Here is an 18,398-nt window from a genome sequence, read left to right as displayed (position 1 = left end):
ATTAGGAAATATCATGGCTAAGAAAGTTGAAGCTTATATCAAGTTGCAAGTTGCAGCTGGTATGGCAAACCCAAGTCCACCAGTTGGTCCTGCTCTAGGTCAAAAAGGTGTTAACATCATGGAATTCTGTAAAGCGTTCAACGCAAAAACAGAATCAATGGAGAAAGGTCTACCAACTCCAGTTGTTATCACTGTATACAGCGACCGTTCTTTTACGTTCATCACTAAGACTCCTCCTGCAGCAGTTCTACTTAAGAAAGCGGCTGGCCTTAAGTCTGGTTCTGGTCGTCCAAACACTGAAAAAGTGGGTACGATCACTGACGCACAAATCCAAGAAATCGCAGAACTAAAAGCTGCTGATATGACTGGTGCTGATATTGAAGCGATGAAACGTTCTATTGCGGGTACTGCTCGTTCAATGGGCCTAGTGGTAGAGGGTTAAGATCATGGCAAAATTAACTAAGCGCATGCGTACAATTCGTGAAAAAGTTGACGCAACAAAAGAATACGAAATCAACGAAGCAGTTGCTCTTCTTAAAGAACTAGCGACAGCTAAATTTGTTGAATCTGTAGATGTTGCTGTGAACCTCGGTATCGATGCTCGTAAATCTGACCAAAACGTACGTGGTGCAACTGTACTACCACACGGTACTGGTCGTGACGTTCGCGTTGCAGTATTCACTCAAGGTGCTAATGCTGAAGCGGCTAAAGCTGCTGGTGCAGACCTAGTGGGTATGGAAGATCTTGCTGAGCAAGTGAAAAAAGGTGAAATGAACTTCGACGTTGTGATTGCTTCTCCAGATGCAATGCGTGTTGTTGGTCAATTGGGTACCATTCTTGGTCCTCGTGGTCTAATGCCAAACCCGAAAGTTGGTACTGTAACTCCTAACGTTGCTGAAGCAGTGAAAAATGCGAAAGCAGGCCAGGTTCGTTACCGTAATGACAAGAACGGTATTATCCACAGCACTATCGGCAAAGTGACTTTCGAAGCTAACCAACTGCAAGAGAACTTAGAAGCTCTGCTTGTTGCGCTTAAGAAAGCAAAACCATCATCAGCGAAAGGTACTTACGTGAAGAAAGTAAGCATCTCTACGACGATGGGTGCAGGTGTTGCTGTTGATCAGTTAACGCTGAACACTAAAATATAATTCCTTTGCTTAGGCGCGAAATTTATGTATAATTTTGCGCCTAATATTTGTGGTTGGGGCTGAACTTTGGTTCTTTGAACTATGACACAGTCTCCGTCCAAGACCGTAGGCGTTATCAATTCGATAACTTAATAAAACCTACGTAGATGGTGCCCGAACTGACAGAAAGCTCTTATTTTTATAAGTTACCTTTCTTCTGGGACTGCACCTAATAATCTCTCACTGTTGTGATAATAGTGAGTGGTGTAACGACAACCAGGAGCAATCCAAGATGGCTTTAAATCTTCAAGACAAAAAAGCAATTGTTGCTGAAGTCAACGAAGCGGCCAGTGGTGCACTTTCTGCAGTTGTTGCTGACTCTCGTGGCGTTCAAGTAGGCGCGATGACTTCTCTACGTAAACAAGCGCGTGAAGCGGGTGTTTACCTGAGAGTTGTTCGTAATACTCTAGCACGTCGCGCTGTAGAAGGCACAGCTTACGAATGTCTGAAAGACGTATTCGTAGGTCCTACTTTGATCGGATTCTCTAACGAGCACCCAGGTGCTGCAGCGCGTCTTTTTAAAGACTTCGCTAAAGAGAACAAAGCATTTGAGATCAAAGCAGCTGCATTTGAAGGCGTAATTACTGACGCTGAAGTACTAGCGACACTACCAACTTACGACGAAGCAATTGCACGACTAATGATGTGCATGAAAGAAGCTTCTGCTGGCAAGCTGGCGCGTACTATCGCTGCTATCCGCGATCAAAAAGAAGCTGAAGCGGCTTAATTGCCTTGCTTTTTATTGGTTGCTAAATAAACTTATTGTTGACTTAAAAGAGAATTGTTATGTCTATTACTAACGAGCAAATCCTAGACGCTATTGCAGAAATGTCTGTAATGCAAGTTGTTGAACTTATCTCTGCTATGGAAGAGAAGTTCGGTGTTTCTGCTGCAGCTGCAGTAGTTTCTGGCGGCGCTGCTGCTGCTGAAGTTGAAGAGCAAACTGAATTCGACGTAATTCTAACTGCTGCTGGCGCAAACAAAGTTGCTGTAATCAAAGCAGTACGTGGCGCAACTGGTCTTGGCCTAAAAGAAGCTAAAGCACTAGTTGACGGCGCTCCAGCACCTCTAAAAGAAGGCATCGACAAAGCTGAAGCTGACGCTCTTAAAGCTCAGCTAGAAGAAGCTGGTGCAACTGTTGAAGTTAAGTAATTATTACTTAATTCCTTAGCCGAAAGGCTAATGGCTGGTGGTTTATTGACCACCAGCCTTTTTGCGCTGTAGGGTATGGGCGAATTTTCCCGCTGTTTAAGCGTTCCATATTCTTGCAAAAAGCATCTAAATCATAACGATATGAGATGCCACTACAGTAAACAGCGATTTAGTCACTGTCCTACCCCTTTTAATAAAGGCGGACAGTTTGGGTCACTTATCAGCGAGCTGAGGAACCCCATGGTTTACTCTTATACCGAGAAAAAGCGCATCCGTAAGGACTTTGGTACTCGTCCACAAGTATTGGACATTCCATACCTGCTATCGATCCAGCTTGATTCGTTCGAAAAATTTATCGAACAGGATCCAGAAGGGCAATACGGTCTTGAAGCTGCTTTTCGTTCTGTATTTCCAATCCAGAGCTACAACGGCAATTCAGAGCTGCAATACGTTAGCTACCGTCTTGGTGAGCCAGTTTTTGACGTTAAAGAATGTCAAATCCGTGGTGTAACTTATTCTAAACCTCTACGCGTAAAATTACGCCTAGTGATCTTTGACAAAGACGCGCCGGCAGGCACGGTTAAAGATATTAAAGAACAAGAAGTCTACATGGGTGAAATTCCACTCATGACAGATAATGGTACCTTTGTCATTAATGGTACTGAGCGGGTTATCGTATCCCAGCTGCACCGAAGCCCAGGCGTGTTCTTCGACAGCGATAAGGGTAAAACCCACTCTTCTGGTAAAGTGCTTTATAACGCACGCGTGATCCCTTACCGTGGTTCATGGCTCGACTTTGAGTTCGATCCTAAAGATAACCTATACGTACGTATTGACCGTCGTCGTAAGCTGCCTGCGTCAATTATTTTGCGTGCGCTAGGTAAAACCACAGAACAAGTTCTAGACACCTTCTTTGACAAAGTTAAGTTTGAAGTCAAAGACCAAACTCTGATGATGGAGTTGGTGCCTGAGCGTTTACGTGGTGAAACGGCAACGTTTGATATTGAATCTAATGGTAAGGTTTATGTCGAAAAAGGTCGTCGTGTCACTGCGCGTCATATTCGTCAGCTTGAAAAAGATGAAGTCAGTTTTATTGAAGTTCCTGTTGATTATATTGTCGGCAAGATTTCAGCCAAAGACTACATCAATGAAGCGACGGGTGAAGTGATCCTTGCCGCTAACCAAGAAGTTACTTTGGAAGTACTCGCTCATTTTATCTCAAGCGGGTTACAAAAAGCTGGAAGTTCTCTTTACGAACGATCTTGATAACGGTCCGTTCATGTCTGAAACACTACGTGTTGACAGTACCTCTGACCGAATTTCGGCGTTAGTTGAAATCTACCGCATGATGCGCCCTGGCGAGCCGCCAACGAAAGAAGCGGCTGAAGCGCTATTCGAAAGTTTATTCTTCTCTCCTGAGCGTTATGACTTATCAACCGTAGGTCGTATGAAGTTCAATAGTTCTATTGAGCGTACAGACGCAGAAGAGCAAGGCACACTCGATGAAACTGATATCATCGAAGTGATGAAAAAGCTAATCGCGATTCGTAACGGTAAAGGGGAGGTTGATGATATCGACCATCTTGGTAACCGTCGTATTCGTAGTGTTGGCGAAATGGCAGAAAACCAATTCCGTGTTGGTCTAGTCCGTGTTGAACGCGCAGTAAAAGAGCGTCTAAGCTTAGGCGATCTCGATAACGTGATGCCACAAGACTTGATCAATGCCAAACCAATTTCTGCTGCAGTAAAAGAATTCTTTGGTTCTTCACAACTGTCTCAGTTTATGGATCAGAACAACCCGCTATCAGAAGTCACGCATAAGCGTCGTATTTCTGCTTTAGGTCCGGGTGGTTTGACTCGTGAACGTGCTGGTTTCGAAGTTCGTGACGTACACGTAACCCACTATGGTCGTTTATGTCCAATCGAAACACCAGAAGGTCCAAACATCGGTCTAATCAACTCTTTGTCTGCTTTTGCTCGTTGTAATGAATATGGCTTCCTTGAAACACCATACCGTCGAGTTGTCGATGGCGTTGTGACTGATGAAGTTGATTATTTATCAGCGATTGAAGAAGGCCAATTTGTTATTGCTCAGGCGAACGCCAAGCTTACTGATGATAGCCGTTTTGCTGATGAACTGATCACTGCTCGTCAGAAAGGTGAATCAGGTCTTCACCCGCGTGAACATGTTGATTACATGGACGTTGCGACTAACCAAGTGGTATCGATAGCTGCATCTTTGATTCCGTTCCTAGAACACGATGATGCGAACCGTGCTTTGATGGGTGCAAACATGCAACGTCAAGCAGTACCGACACTACGTGCTGAAAAGCCATTTGTTGGTACGGGTATTGAGCGCAATGTAGCTGTTGACTCTGGTGTAACTGTGGTTGCGAATCGTGGCGGTGTTATCCAGTCGGTTGATGCATCTCGTATCGTGGTTAAGGTTAATGAAGAAGAGTTAATTCCTGGCGAAGCTGGTATTGATATCTATAACTTAACCAAATATACCCGTTCGAACCAAAACACCTGTATTAACCAGCGTCCTTGTGTGATGCCTGGTGAACCTGTGGGTCGTGGTGATGTATTGGCAGATGGTCCATCTACTGATTTAGGTGAGCTAGCACTAGGCCAGAACATGCGTATCGCGTTCATGCCTTGGAACGGTTATAACTTCGAAGACTCAATCTTAGTTTCAGAGCGCGTTGTTCAAGATGACCGCTTTACCACCATCCACATTCAAGAACTGTCTTGTGTGGCTCGTGATACTAAGCTTGGTGCCGAAGAGATCACGGCGGATATTCCCAACGTTGGTGAAGCGGCATTATCTAAACTTGATGAGTCAGGTATCGTTTATATCGGTGCAGAAGTTAAGGGTGGCGACATCCTTGTCGGTAAAGTAACACCAAAAGGTGAAACTCAGCTCACTCCAGAAGAGAAGCTATTACGTGCTATCTTCGGTGAGAAAGCTTCTGACGTTAAAGATACCTCATTACGCGTTCCAAATTCAGTGGCTGGTACGGTTATTGACGTACAAGTTTTCACTCGCGATGGTGTAGAGAAAGACAAGCGTGCGCTTGAAATTGAGCACATGCAGCTGAAAGAAGCTAAAAAAGACCTAACTGAAGAGTTCCAGATTCTTGAAGGTGGTCTATTAGCACGTGTTCGTTCTGTACTTGTTGCTGGTGGTTACTCGGACGCGAAGCTTGATTCTATTGAGCGCAAGAAATGGTTAGAGCAAACCTTGGAAGACGAGGAGCTACAAAACCAACTTGAACAGCTTGCTGAGCAGTGGGATGAGCTAAAAGCTGACTTTGATAAGAAGTTTGAAACCAAGCGTCGTAAGATCACTCAAGGTGATGATTTAGCACCTGGCGTTCTTAAGATCGTAAAAGTTTACTTAGCGGTTAAGCGTCGCATCCAGCCGGGTGATAAGATGGCGGGTCGTCATGGTAACAAAGGTGTTATCTCGAAGATCAACCCTGTGGAAGACATGCCGTATGATGAGAATGGTCAGCCAGTCGATATCGTACTGAACCCACTAGGTGTACCATCGCGGATGAACATCGGTCAGATCTTAGAAGTTCACTTAGGTCTCGCGGCCAAAGGTATCGGCGATAAGATCAACCAGATGATCAAGGAACAACAAGAGCTAGCGAAGCTGCGTGAGTTCCTACAAAAGGTTTACGACCTTGGCGAGACTCGTCAGTCGGTTGACATCGCGGCTTTATCTGATGATGAAGTGCGTACTTTAGCCAATAACCTACGCAATGGCTTAACGGTTGCGACTCCAGTCTTTGATGGTGCGAATGAAGCGTCTATTAAAGAGATGTTGCAATTGGCCGACCTACCGACTTCTGGACAGTTAACTCTGTTTGATGGTCGTACGGGAGATGCCTTTGAGCGTCCGGTTACGGTTGGTTATATGTACATGCTGAAATTGAACCACTTAGTGGATGATAAGATGCATGCCCGTTCAACTGGTTCTTATAGCTTGGTTACTCAGCAACCTCTGGGTGGTAAAGCACAGTTCGGTGGTCAGCGTTTTGGTGAGATGGAAGTGTGGGCACTAGAAGCCTACGGTGCCGCTTACACGTTACAAGAAATGCTTACCGTTAAGTCAGATGACGTTAACGGCCGTACGAAGATGTATAAGAACATTGTAGACGGTAACCACGCGATGGAACCTGGTATGCCTGAATCGTTCAACGTATTGTTGAAAGAGATTCGCTCGCTAGGTATCAACATCGAGCTAGAAGACGAAGAGTAAACCTTAAGGTTCCCCTTTGGGGGACCTAACTGGTTTTCTGGTAGGAAGGCGCTCGCTACATTAAGCCGCGGGCCCTTTTAACTCCTTACAGGAGCTGATTGTGAAAGACTTATTAAACTTTCTAAAAGCACAGCATAAGACCGAAGAATTTGATGCAATCAAAATCGGTCTATCTTCTCCAGATATGATCCGTTCATGGTCATTTGGTGAAGTGAAAAAACCTGAGACCATCAACTATCGTACGTTCAAACCTGAGCGTGATGGTCTTTTCTGTGCGCGTATTTTTGGTCCGGTAAAAGACTACGAGTGTCTTTGTGGCAAATATAAGCGTCTGAAACACCGTGGTGTGATTTGTGAGAAGTGTGGCGTTGAAGTAACCCAGACTAAAGTTCGTCGTGACCGTATGGGCCACATCGAGCTGGCTTCACCTGTGGCACACATTTGGTTCTTAAAATCACTACCGTCTCGTATCGGTTTGCTGATGGATATGCCATTACGTGATATCGAACGTGTTCTTTACTTCGAAATGTACGTGGTGACTGAGCCAGGCATGACTGATCTTGAAAGAGGACAAATGCTCACAGAAGAAGAGTATTTGGATCGTCTTGAAGAGTGGGGTGATGAATTTACCGCTAAAATGGGCGCAGAAGCAATTAAAGATCTTTTGTCTTCAATGGATCTACAGGTTGAAACTGAGCAAATGCGTGAAGAGTTAGAAACGACTAACTCTGAAACCAAGCGTAAGAAATTGACCAAACGTTTGAAATTGGTTGAAGCGTTCCTCTCTTCAGGTAACAAACCTGAATGGATGATCCTGACAGTCTTGCCAGTACTGCCGCCAGATCTTCGCCCTCTCGTTCCACTAGATGGCGGACGTTTTGCTACGTCGGATCTGAACGATCTGTATCGTCGCGTGATCAACCGTAACAACCGTTTGAAGCGTCTACTTGAGCTTGCTGCACCAGATATCATCGTACGTAACGAAAAACGTATGTTACAAGAGTCGGTGGATGCACTATTAGATAACGGTCGTCGTGGTCGTGCTATTACTGGTTCTAACAAGCGTCCTCTGAAATCTCTTGCTGATATGATCAAGGGTAAACAAGGTCGTTTCCGTCAGAACCTACTGGGTAAACGTGTAGACTACTCTGGCCGTTCGGTTATTACCGTTGGTCCATACTTACGTCTACATCAGTGTGGTCTTCCTAAGAAGATGGCACTTGAACTATTTAAGCCATTTATTTATAGCAAACTTGAAACTCGTGGCCTAGCAACGACGATTAAAGCGGCTAAAAAGATGGTTGAGCGTGAAGAAGCCGTCGTTTGGGATATCTTGGATGAAGTGATCCGTGAACACCCAGTGCTACTCAACCGTGCACCAACACTGCACCGTTTGGGTATTCAAGCGTTTGAGCCCGTTCTTATTGAAGGTAAAGCGATTCAGTTGCATCCACTCGTGTGTGCGGCGTATAACGCGGACTTCGATGGTGACCAAATGGCGGTACACGTGCCTTTAACTCTAGAAGCACAGCTTGAAGCGCGTACGCTGATGATGTCGACGAACAACATTCTGTCGCCAGCATCGGGCGATCCGATCATCGTTCCTTCTCAGGACGTTGTATTGGGTCTGTATTACATGACTCGTGAAAAGATCAATGCGAAAGGTGAAGGTATGTACCTTGCTGGCCCTGAAGAGGCTGAAAAGGCATATCGCACTAAGAACGCGGAACTGCATGCGCGAGTTAAAGTACGTATTACCGAAACGGTCGTTGATGAAGATGGTCACAGCACTACTAACACCCAATTGGTCGATACAACGATTGGTCGTGCCATGTTGTGGCAGATCGTACCGACAGGCTTGCCTTATAGCATCGTCAACCAAAAGTTAGGTAAAAAGCAAATTTCTAACTTGCTCAACGAAGCGTATCGTAAGCTTGGTCTGAAAGACACGGTTATTTTTGCTGACCAAATCATGTACACCGGTTTTGCTTATGCGGCATTGTCTGGCGTATCGGTAGGTATCGATGACATGGTTGTTCCTGCGGCTAAATACACGGAAATTGCTGATGCAGAAGAAGAAGTGCGCGAAATTCAAGAGCAGTTCCAATCTGGTCTAGTGACAGCCGGTGAGCGCTATAACAAAGTGATCGATATTTGGGCGTCAACCAATGATCGCGTTGCGAAAGCAATGATGGAAAACCTCTCTTCTGAGTTAGTCATTAACCGTGATGGTGAGGAAGAGCGTCAAGAGTCTTTCAACAGCATTTACATGATGGCCGACTCAGGCGCACGTGGTTCTGCGGCTCAGATTCGTCAGTTAGCGGGTATGCGTGGTTTGATGGCTCGTCCAGATGGTTCGATCATTGAAACGCCAATCACCGCAAACTTTAAAGAAGGTCTGAACGTACTTCAGTACTTTATCTCAACCCACGGTGCGCGTAAGGGTCTAGCCGATACCGCATTGAAAACGGCAAACTCAGGTTATCTGACTCGTCGTTTGGTTGACGTAGCACAGGACGTAGTGGTTACTGAACACGACTGTGGCACCCATGAAGGCGTTGATATGATGCCTCATATCGAGGGTGGTGACGTTAAAGTTGCTCTGACTGAGTTAGCGCTTGGACGTGTTGTTGCAGAAGATATTATTAAGCCTGGTACTGAAGAAGTCTTGATTCCACGTAATACCTTACTGGATGAAAAATGGTGTCAGATCATTAATGATAACTCGGTTGACCGTATCCGCGTTCGTTCGGTAGTAACCTGTGATGCTGACTTTGGTTGTTGTGCATTGTGTTATGGCCGTGACTTGGCTCGTGGTCACTTGGTTAACCAAGGTGAAGCTGTCGGCGTTATTGCGGCTCAATCTATCGGTGAGCCAGGTACACAGTTAACGATGCGTACTTTCCACATCGGTGGTGCAGCATCAACAGCCGCTGCAGAGAACAGTATTCAAGCGAAGAATAAAGGTTCTGTGAAGCTGCATAACGCTAAATTCGTAATCAACAAAGATCGTAAACTGGTGATCACTTCGCGTGCATCAGAGATGACGATTATTGATGAATTTGGTCGTACCAAAGAGAAGCACAAACTGCCTTACGGTTCGTTATTAAGCAAAGCCGATGGCGATGCTGTTGACGCCGGTGAAGTTATTGCTAACTGGGAAGCGCACACACTACCTATCATCACTGAAGTGGCTGGTCGTATCCAGTTCGTGGATATGATTGATGGTGTAACCGTTTCTCGTCAAACTGATGATCTAACGGGTCTGTCTTCAAGTGAAGTTACCGATGCCGCCGCTCGTCCAGCCGCAGGTAAAGATATGCGTCCTGCGATTAAACTGGTTGATGCGAAAGGTAAAGATGTATTGATTCCTGGTACTGATATGCCAGCGCAATATTTCTTACCTGGTAAGGCGATTGTGAACATCGAAGATGGCGCAGAAGTGAACATCGGTGACACGTTAGCACGTATTCCACAAAAATCTGGCGGTAACCGAGATATCACCGGTGGTCTACCACGCGTAGCTGACTTGTTTGAAGCGCGTAAGCCGAAAGAGCCTGCGATTCTTGCTGAGCATACGGGTACTGTTTCATTCGGTAAAGAGACTAAAGGTAAGCGTCGTCTACTGATCACTCGCGATAGCGGTGATGTGTATGAAGAGATGATTCCTAAGCATCGTCAGCTCAACGTGTTTGAAGGTGAGCGCATTGAACGTGGTGATGTCATTGCTGATGGCCCAGAGTCACCGCATGATATTCTGCGTCTACGTGGTATCCACGCCGTGACTTCATACATTGCTAACGAAGTTCAGGAAGTTTACCGTCTGCAAGGCGTTAAGATAAACGATAAGCATATTGAAACGATTGTTCGTCAGATGCTACGTAAGTGTACCATCACCCATTCAGGTGATTCGGAATTCTTACCTGGTGAGCAAATTGAGTACGCTCAAGTTAAGATTGCTAACCGTTTATTGGAAGCTGATGGTAAAGAACCTGCTCGTTTCGAACGCGAACTATTAGGTATTACCAAAGCCTCTCTGGCAACCGAATCGTTTATTTCAGCAGCGTCGTTCCAAGAAACAACGCGCGTACTGACTGAAGCAGCGGTATCGGGTAAACGTGATGATTTACGTGGTCTGAAAGAGAACGTAATCGTTGGTCGTTTGATCCCTGCCGGTACCGGTTTTGCGTATCACCAAGATCGCCAAGCGAAGCGTCTAGCTCAAAAAGAAGGTACGTCAGCGGAACAAGCGACGGACAATCTTGCTGCGCTATTGAATGCTGGCTTTTCATCGGACGAGTAATCGTATCGCATGATCAAAAAAGGCACCTTCGGGTGCCTTTTTTTAACTCATTTTTCAGGTCAATTATGTTGCGCTGCTTTCACTCAATTTACTTAGATGAAAAGCGAAAGCTCACGCTTGCTTATGCGCCTGGTGGGATAGCAAGGCTGTCTGCTATTAATTGAATCAGGTAATCTTCAGACGCAAACCGCGACTCAAGTACTTCACCAACCATCGATAAATCATTATCGAGATTATCTAAATCATCGTCATCAGCCACAGTGGCATAGTTATCCGCAAAATCTAATAAGGCATCATTCGTTTGGACTATTTTTCCATAGGTTTGGTTGATCTCATCCGTTGCTTTAAAACCAGTCGCTTGCCATTTTTGCATGACCATATCATAAATTTTAAAATGGCCTTCGGAGATATAATCAACCAGCTCTTGGCTAAAGCGGTGCAACGCTTTAGGCGCTGGTAACTCATTCAGTGAAGATTCGGGGGTTAAAGGCTGTAGTGCTGCAAGCTTGCAGTACTCAACGATCAGGTGTTGACGGTTATCCAACCAGTGATCGATAACTTCACTGGATCCGCCCCACTGCTCTTGTGTTTTCTTTAATTTATTTAGCATGACCATGCCCTCATGATCTCATCATCTTACCGATGATTTTCCTTGCACACCCATTGTAGTGTTGTACTACAACCTGTTGTCCTAACGAGAATTTATAGGTTTGAAAATCAAATGACTACAAACTCTGGTATGAATTTAGATTGCCAGTAAAATGGTTGAACTGCAAGCAATCAGGAGTGAGTATGTTAGAAAACAGTGACGCAAAAGCCGCTTATTGGTGTGTTGTTTCAGGAAGTGAGATCTGGACCATTGATGGGAGTATCCCTTTTGGTTGTGCGCAGCAATGGCGATTGCCGATTGAGTATGCGGTATTGATTGGTGAGCATAACCAAGCCCCCGTTTATTGGATAAATGCTCAAGAGATAGCTGATGAGTTACCAATGGTGAATTTGCGGACGCTATTATCGATGGATTCGGCGCTATTTTTGCTAGCCAGCAAAGCGGTTCAATATGGGCATATGAGTCAAACTCAGCGTTTTTGTTCACAATGTGGTGGGCGTAATCGGCTCAATCATCATCAGTTAGCGATGCAATGTCAGGAGTGTCGCACTTTACATTATCCTCGTATTTTTCCGTGCATTATTGTCGCGGTTCGCAAAGATGATCAGATTTTACTTGCTCAGCATCCTCGTCATCGCGGTGGTATGTATACGGTGATTGCTGGTTTTTTAGAGGTAGGAGAAACCCTTGAGCAATGTGTCGCGCGTGAAGTACAAGAAGAAACGGGGATTATTATCGACAATATTCGCTATGTGGGCAGTCAACCTTGGGCGTTTCCTTCCAGTATGATGATGGGTTTTTTAGCCGATTATGCGGAAGGTGAGTTAAACCCCGATTATTCAGAACTGACCGATGCGCAGTGGTTTAGTGAACTTCATTTACCTGAGCTTGCTCCACACGGAACGATAGCACGAGCTTTAATCGAACAAACCTTGACCGACATACGAGTCGAGAATGATAAGATCGACAGTCGTTCTTTTTAGAAAAAACACTCATAAAAAAACCCTCCGCAAGGGAGGGGGTAAGTAAGATGTGGTTATGAGATGCTAGACATTAAATGTCTAGCTATTATTATCGTTTTCGCTAGCGAATAAATTTGTAACAGTTAATGCTTTTGCACGCAATTTAAGCATTGATTTAAAAGTTAATAACTTGATCTCGGTTGCAAAGCACTCTGCGATGCTTGGTCAATCAATGTTAGAATGAGCGATTGATTACCGCTTGATAGAAAAATGGGAAAAGACCATGACTGAATTAAAAAATGACCGCTATTTGCGTGCATTACTCAAGCAACCTGTCGATTGCACGCCAGTATGGATGATGCGTCAAGCGGGACGCTATCTACCAGAATACCGAGCGACACGTGCACAAGCGGGCGATTTTATGTCGTTATGCAAAAATGCCGAGCTGGCTTCTGAAGTTACCTTGCAGCCGCTGCGCCGTTTTTCACTCGATGCTGCAATTTTGTTTTCCGATATTTTAACCATTCCTGATGCCATGGGCTTAGGCTTGTATTTTGAAGCTGGTGAAGGGCCAAAGTTCGAGCGTCCCATCACTTGTAAAGCGGATGTGGATAAAATTGGTTTACCTGATCCAGAAGGCGAGCTGCAATATGTCATGAATGCAGTGCGCCAAATTCGTAAAGATTTGCAGGGTGAGGTGCCTTTGATTGGTTTTTCTGGCAGCCCTTGGACGTTGGCAACCTATATGGTCGAAGGCGGAAGTTCAAAAGCGTTCACCAAGATCAAAAAGATGATGTATGCCGAACCTGCTTTATTGCATCGGTTACTCGATAAATTGGCAAACAGTGTCATTGAGTATTTGAATGCACAGATTAAAGCTGGAGCGCAATCAGTGATGGTCTTCGATACTTGGGGAGGCGTATTAACGCCAAGAGATTATCAGTCGTTTTCGCTGCATTACATGCATAAAATTGTTGATGGATTGATCCGTGAGCACGAAGGCAGACGAGTCCCTGTTACATTATTTACCAAAAATGGTGGTATGTGGCTTGAGTCGATTGCGGCTACGGGGTGTGATGCGATTGGACTCGATTGGACCATTAATATTGCTGATGCTAAAGCACGAGTGGGTGATAAAGTTGCGCTGCAAGGCAATATGGATCCTTCCATGCTTTATGCGAGTCCTCAGCGAATTCGTCAAGAGGTAGCAAGTATTCTTGAGGGTTTTGGTACCGGTAGTGGGCATGTGTTTAACTTAGGCCATGGTATCCATTTAGACGTTCCACCTGAGAATGCTGGAGTGTTTGTCGATGCGGTTCATGAACTTTCGACCCCTTATCACCGATAAAAAGGTTCAGTATTGAGTCCGCTTTCCTTTGAATAGCGAAGAGGTGGGCCTGTCTGCCTCTTTATCTTGTTTGGTATATACTGAGATAAATTCACCACTAAAGATTATGGTTCGACAATGAAAACCCGAGAGCGAATAATTCATGCCGCATTAGCTTTGTTTAATGAACATGGTGAAAGACCGATCACCACAAACCATATTGCGGCTCATATCGAAATTAGCCCCGGTAATCTCTATTATCATTTTCGTAATAAACAAGAGATCGTGCGTGAAATTTTTGCTTGGTACTCGGCAGAACTTATCGAGCGTTTTAGCCCTTGGCAGGGCCAATATGAGAGTTTAACGCTGCTGAAACATTATCTGGATTCTATTTTTAATTTGATGTGGAAATATCGATTTTTCTACGCCAATTTGCCAGAAATTTTGCAACGCGATCCTGAGCTGCATCAATCGTATATTCAAGTTCAAGATAAGCTCCAAGTGAACTTGATTAATATTATGCAAGTGTTTATCGATATGCAGCTGCTGGTGATTGATGAGCAAGAGATGAAAAAGCTAGTGACAACGTTGCATTTGATCGCTTCAAGCTGGTTGGCGTATCAGTCTGCGATGTCGGCTAACGCGTCCATTACCGAGCGTGTTATTCATCAGGGGATGCTACAAATTATTTCGGTGATGAAACCCAATGCTACCCCTCAAGGTTTAGAACAATTACAATTGTTAGAAGAAGGTGTCAGAGCCATGCATGCCAGCACTATCAATGGCTAGAATGCGTTGACTTTTCAATGGTTGCCATGCGATTACGGCTGTTATAGCGATGCTGAGTAATAAGTTTGGAGATATAACGTTTTTATCTTACTCATCATAGACCGATTTAGATAAAGTGTACTTATGTCCGCTAAATACCCCTGTGAATAACCATGCACTATGATGTTTTTAATGGTGATGCTGATGGCATCATCGCGCTATTACAACTGCGCTTAGCCGAGCCTATCGAAAGTCAGCTAGTGACTGGCGTAAAGCGTGACATACAGTTACTGAAAAAACTAACGGTTAATCCTGGTGATTCTGTGACTGTACTGGATATTTCGATGGCGAAAAATGTCTTTGATTTACAGCGCCTTCTCTCCGAGGGAGCAAGCATTTTTTATGCTGATCATCATCAGTCCGGTGATGTTCCTTACCACGCTAATTTAACCGCTCACATTGATTTAAACGCCAATATTTGTACGGGTTTGATCATTGATCGATTACTGGCGGGCCGTTTTCATCATTGGGCGATTGCCGCTGCTTATGGCGATAATTTGATCGCAACCGCGAATCAACTGGCATTACAAGCTGGATTGACGACATTTCAAGCCGAGCAGTTGCAGTCAATCGGCACTTTGCTCAATTACAATGGCTATGGGCAACAATTGGAAGATCTGCACTTTCATCCCGCAGAACTGCTGCGAAGTTTATTGAACTATCCTTGTCCTTTTATGCTTATTGATGATCATCATTCCCCTTATCATCGTCTCAAGCGGGCTTATCAGCAAGACATGGCGCAAGCACAAAGCCTAGAAGCATATTACCAAAGTCGGGAATTACGCGTGTTTGTGTTACCCAATCAATCGGCCTCACATCGAGTCAGTGGCGTCTTTGGTAATCTGCTAGCTAATCAACAACCGAGCCAAGCTCACTTGGTGCTCACTGAAGCCGACAGTGAAAGCTATACTGTGTCGTTGCGTGCTCCTTTAGCGAATAAACATGGCGCAGGCGCTATTTGTGCTCAGTTTGTTAGCGGTGGTGGGCGAGAAGCGGCGGGAGGAGTAAATCGTCTAGCCAAATCGCAATTGAGCCAACTGATAGAGAGGGTCGAAACTTATTATCGATATTAATCGTCGTCGATAGCGCTGGTGAGACTTATCGTGTCAGCCATTGGCGTGGGTTTTCTGCTCGGCTATTACGACGTATTTCAAAGTACAAAGCGGGGCGAGATTGCCCACCAGTATCACCGGCTAAGGCAAGCGTGTCACCTGCGACGACCTTATCGCCCTCTTTTTTCATGAGTGATTGGTTATAACCGTATAAGGTCATATCACCTTTGCCGTGGTCAAGTAAAATCACTAATCCATAGCCACGTAAATACTCCGCAAATACGACCGTTCCCGGATAGACGGCTTTGACGGCTTGCCCATAATTGGCGCTGATCACCATGCCTTTCCAATCGACTTGACCAGTTTGTTTCTCTCCAAACTGGTGCAATACGTTACCTTGCAGTGGCCAGGGTAGCTTACCTCTTTGCTGGGCGAGTCCATCCATTGGCACCGCATTACGCTTCGCTGCTTTGGCGATTTCAGCTTTCAAGCGAGTTTCATTGCGTTGCAGTTCGGCAAGATAAACTTGATCGCCCGAGATACTTTGTTGAATGGTATTGACGGTTTTACGCCGCTCCGCTTGAGTGCTGGCGAGCTTATCACGCTTATCGGTTTGTTGTTGCAATAGGGCGGTGATTTGATCACGCTCACGCTGCAGTTGCTTTTCACTTTCGTTGAGCGCTTGATGGGTTGTTTGTAAACGGCGTAAGGTTTCCGTACGCGCTTTGGCCAAATGTTGATAATACTGACTAATTCTGTCTTGTTCGACGCCACTTTTGAGGAGATCGCCGCTGGCCAGTGCTCGCTGAGTCACATAGTACGTCTGTAACAGTTGCGTGAGTTTTTCGGTCTGTTGTTGGCGCTGCTGTTCTAATTCAAGTCGGTTTTTTTGAATATTGGCGAGATTGTCATTAGCAGTCACGACATCACGTTGGGTATTTTTAATTTGATTTTCTAGCTGAGAGATAGACAACTCTTGTTGTCTAAGTGAACGCTGTAATTGATCCAGTTCTTTTTGTCGTTGGCTCAGTGATTGCTGTTGACGAGAGATTTCGTTTTTGACGCCAGAAAGCTCTTGTTGCGAAGCGGCATAAGCAGCACCTGATGAGGTGGTAATCGCTAAGCAGACCGCCAATAATCGCACAGTAAGTTTTAGAATAGACAACGTCATGTTTAGGCAATCATCACCATTAAAATTGTTGAATGCCCAGTATACTCAAAGTCACGTGTCAGGCGAGTAGCATAATGTAAACTTTGTGCGGTTTTTTGTCATACTGCTCATTTGTCGTTAAGGATCGGCGTTTAGCGAGATGATTTCGGTTGAAACTGTTTCACACTGCGCTTTTGGGCACTCCGTCGATTGGCTTGTTTATCTCGTGGTTGACGTTTTGGCATAGTGGTGGCTGGTTGATCAGTGACGGGAAAATCGGCCAACGTTTGCAAAACAAGAGGGCGCTGAGTCAGTTGACGAATGGCATCGAGGATCGCGTTTTCATTATGACAAACTAAAGAGAGAGCGAGACCCGTTTGCCCAGCTCGTGCGGTTCGCCCAACGCGGTGAATATACACTGCCGGGCTTGGCGGTAAATCAAAATTGATGACCACAGGAAGCTGTTCAATATGAATACCTCTTGCCAATAAATCGGTTGCGATTAGCACTTCAATTTTCTGCTGTTTAAATTGAGTTAAGATTTGCTCACGCTCGGTTTGATCTTTATTGCCATGGAGTGCGGCAACACGAATTCCTGCTTTAAGGAGTTTTTTGGCCAGTGCGTCTGCATTATCTCGAGCGCTAATAAAGACCAAGACTTGAGACCAATGATGTTGCTTAAGTAAATGAATCAAGACTTGTGCTTTGCTGCCTTTATTGACCAAGTACAACTGTTCTTCGATCTCTGGCACCGTTTGATTCGGCGGATTAGCGCTGATCTTAATGGGATCGTTTAACGGCTGGAGGGCTTTTTCTTCAAGCTCGGGAAGTAAGGTTGCAGAAAATAGCAGGGTTTGTTTTTTCGCGGGTAAATGGGCCATGATCCGCTGAACATCTGGCCAAAACCCCATCTCTAATAGCCGGTCAGCCTCATCCAGTACCAGATGTTGTAGCGATGATAAGTTTATGATCTGTTGCTCAATAAGATCCAATAATCGCCCTGGCGTAGCAACGATGAGCTGAGGATTTTGCGCTAATTGATCCTGTTGCCATTGCTGGTCAACCCCTCCACAAACTGGACACACATCGATGTGCATCGGTTTGGCGATTAAGCCAAGCGCTTGGCTGACTTGGGTTGCCAGTTCACGCGTCGGTACGATGATCAAGGTTTGAATGTGTGGTGTCATCGGGAGTGTTTTTTGTAATAGCGGTAAACCATAAGCGAAGGTTTTACCGCTGCCAGTTTGAGCGAGAGCGAGCAGATCACGACCAGATAAAATCACAGGAATCGCCAACTGTTGGATTGTGGTTGGAGTATGTAACTCAGCGGGTAGTGCACTAAGTAGAGAAGAAGCTAAGTTAAGCTCAGAAAAGGTCATAAATACATCATGGATGAGGGAAGCGGTGGTCTGAGTCTAAAGCTATTCATCGTTGGCGACAACTAACGATGAATAGCGATGCTAAATAAGAAACCGTTAAGTAAAATCCATCGATAAAAAAAATCCCCTTAAATGGTGAATTTAAGGGGATCCATGCTTTAAAAATCGTATGCTAGGA

12 protein-coding genes and 1 pseudogene are annotated in these 18,398 nt (G+C 45.0%); 10 read left to right on the top strand and 3 right to left on the bottom strand.

The annotated features are described in order from the left end of the window. Positions 1–13 precede the first annotated feature (13 nt). The 6 genes and pseudogenes from rplK to rpoC all read left to right on the top strand — a co-directional run bounded on the left by rplK (position 14) and on the right by rpoC (position 10,912). On the top strand, positions 14–442 hold the full coding sequence (gene rplK / locus VIB_RS16925; protein WP_004397648.1) for a 50S ribosomal protein L11: 429 nt from the start codon (positions 14–16) through the stop codon (positions 440–442). A gap of 4 nt (positions 443–446) precedes the next feature. Further along, on the top strand, positions 447–1,148 hold the full coding sequence (gene rplA, locus VIB_RS16920) for a 50S ribosomal protein L1 (protein ID WP_004397647.1): 702 nt from the start codon (positions 447–449) through the stop codon (positions 1,146–1,148). A gap of 271 nt (positions 1,149–1,419) precedes the next feature. Beyond that, positions 1,420–1,914 carry a 50S ribosomal protein L10 gene (gene rplJ, locus VIB_RS16915; RefSeq protein ID WP_004397646.1) on the top strand — a complete coding sequence of 165 codons (495 nt, stop codon included), beginning with the start codon at positions 1,420–1,422 and terminating at the stop codon, positions 1,912–1,914. Between the two features lie 59 nt (positions 1,915–1,973). After that, a complete protein-coding gene (gene rplL / locus VIB_RS16910; protein ID WP_004397645.1) occupies positions 1,974–2,339 on the top strand; it encodes a 50S ribosomal protein L7/L12 in 366 nt (121 codons plus the stop codon). Positions 2,340–2,579: 240 nt separating this feature from the next. Then, positions 2,580–6,609, top strand: a pseudogene (rpoB, locus tag VIB_RS16905) (DNA-directed RNA polymerase subunit beta). Between the two features lie 100 nt (positions 6,610–6,709). Further along, positions 6,710–10,912, top strand: coding sequence for a DNA-directed RNA polymerase subunit beta' (gene rpoC / locus VIB_RS16900; protein ID WP_004397644.1), 4,203 nt, complete (start codon positions 6,710–6,712; stop codon positions 10,910–10,912). A gap of 121 nt (positions 10,913–11,033) precedes the next feature. On the opposite strand, the gene VIB_RS16895 is transcribed toward rpoC, so the two are convergent. Then, positions 11,034–11,522, bottom strand: a complete 489-nt coding sequence (locus VIB_RS16895) for an Rsd/AlgQ family anti-sigma factor (protein WP_040905865.1) — start codon at positions 11,520–11,522, stop codon at positions 11,034–11,036. Between the two features lie 182 nt (positions 11,523–11,704). On the opposite strand from VIB_RS16895, the gene nudC reads away from it, so the two are divergent. From nudC to VIB_RS16875, 4 genes are all read left to right on the top strand, one after another. Then, positions 11,705–12,505: an NAD(+) diphosphatase gene (gene nudC / locus VIB_RS16890; protein WP_004397642.1), complete on the top strand. Its 801-nt coding sequence runs from the start codon at positions 11,705–11,707 to the stop codon at positions 12,503–12,505. Between the two features lie 262 nt (positions 12,506–12,767). Then, positions 12,768–13,832, top strand: a complete 1,065-nt coding sequence (gene hemE / locus VIB_RS16885) for a uroporphyrinogen decarboxylase (protein ID WP_004397641.1) — start codon at positions 12,768–12,770, stop codon at positions 13,830–13,832. A gap of 117 nt (positions 13,833–13,949) precedes the next feature. Beyond that, a complete protein-coding gene (locus VIB_RS16880) occupies positions 13,950–14,600 on the top strand; it encodes a TetR/AcrR family transcriptional regulator (protein WP_004397640.1) in 651 nt (216 codons plus the stop codon). Positions 14,601–14,752: 152 nt separating this feature from the next. Then, positions 14,753–15,712 carry a hypothetical protein gene (locus tag VIB_RS16875; RefSeq protein WP_004397639.1) on the top strand — a complete coding sequence of 320 codons (960 nt, stop codon included), beginning with the start codon at positions 14,753–14,755 and terminating at the stop codon, positions 15,710–15,712. 25 nt (positions 15,713–15,737) lie between these two features. Here VIB_RS16875 and VIB_RS16870 read toward each other — a convergent pair whose 3' ends face one another. Next, the gene (locus tag VIB_RS16870; protein ID WP_004397638.1) at positions 15,738–16,862 is read right to left on the bottom strand and encodes a murein hydrolase activator EnvC family protein; all 1,125 of its coding nucleotides are present in this window, start codon (positions 16,860–16,862) and stop codon (positions 15,738–15,740) included. A 131-nt stretch (positions 16,863–16,993) separates the two neighbouring features. Continuing rightward, positions 16,994–18,220 (bottom strand): DEAD/DEAH box helicase, encoded by a 1,227-nt coding sequence (locus VIB_RS16865; RefSeq protein WP_004397637.1) that lies wholly within the window; start codon positions 18,218–18,220, stop codon positions 16,994–16,996. Between the last annotated feature and the right edge of the window lie 178 nt (positions 18,221–18,398).

Source organism: Vibrio metschnikovii CIP 69.14 (assembly GCF_000176155.1).
Taxonomy (GTDB): Bacteria; Pseudomonadota; Gammaproteobacteria; order Enterobacterales; family Vibrionaceae; genus Vibrio; species Vibrio metschnikovii.
The sequence above is the reverse complement of the archived record's forward strand: the minus strand, read 5'-3'. Positions and strand labels throughout refer to the sequence as shown.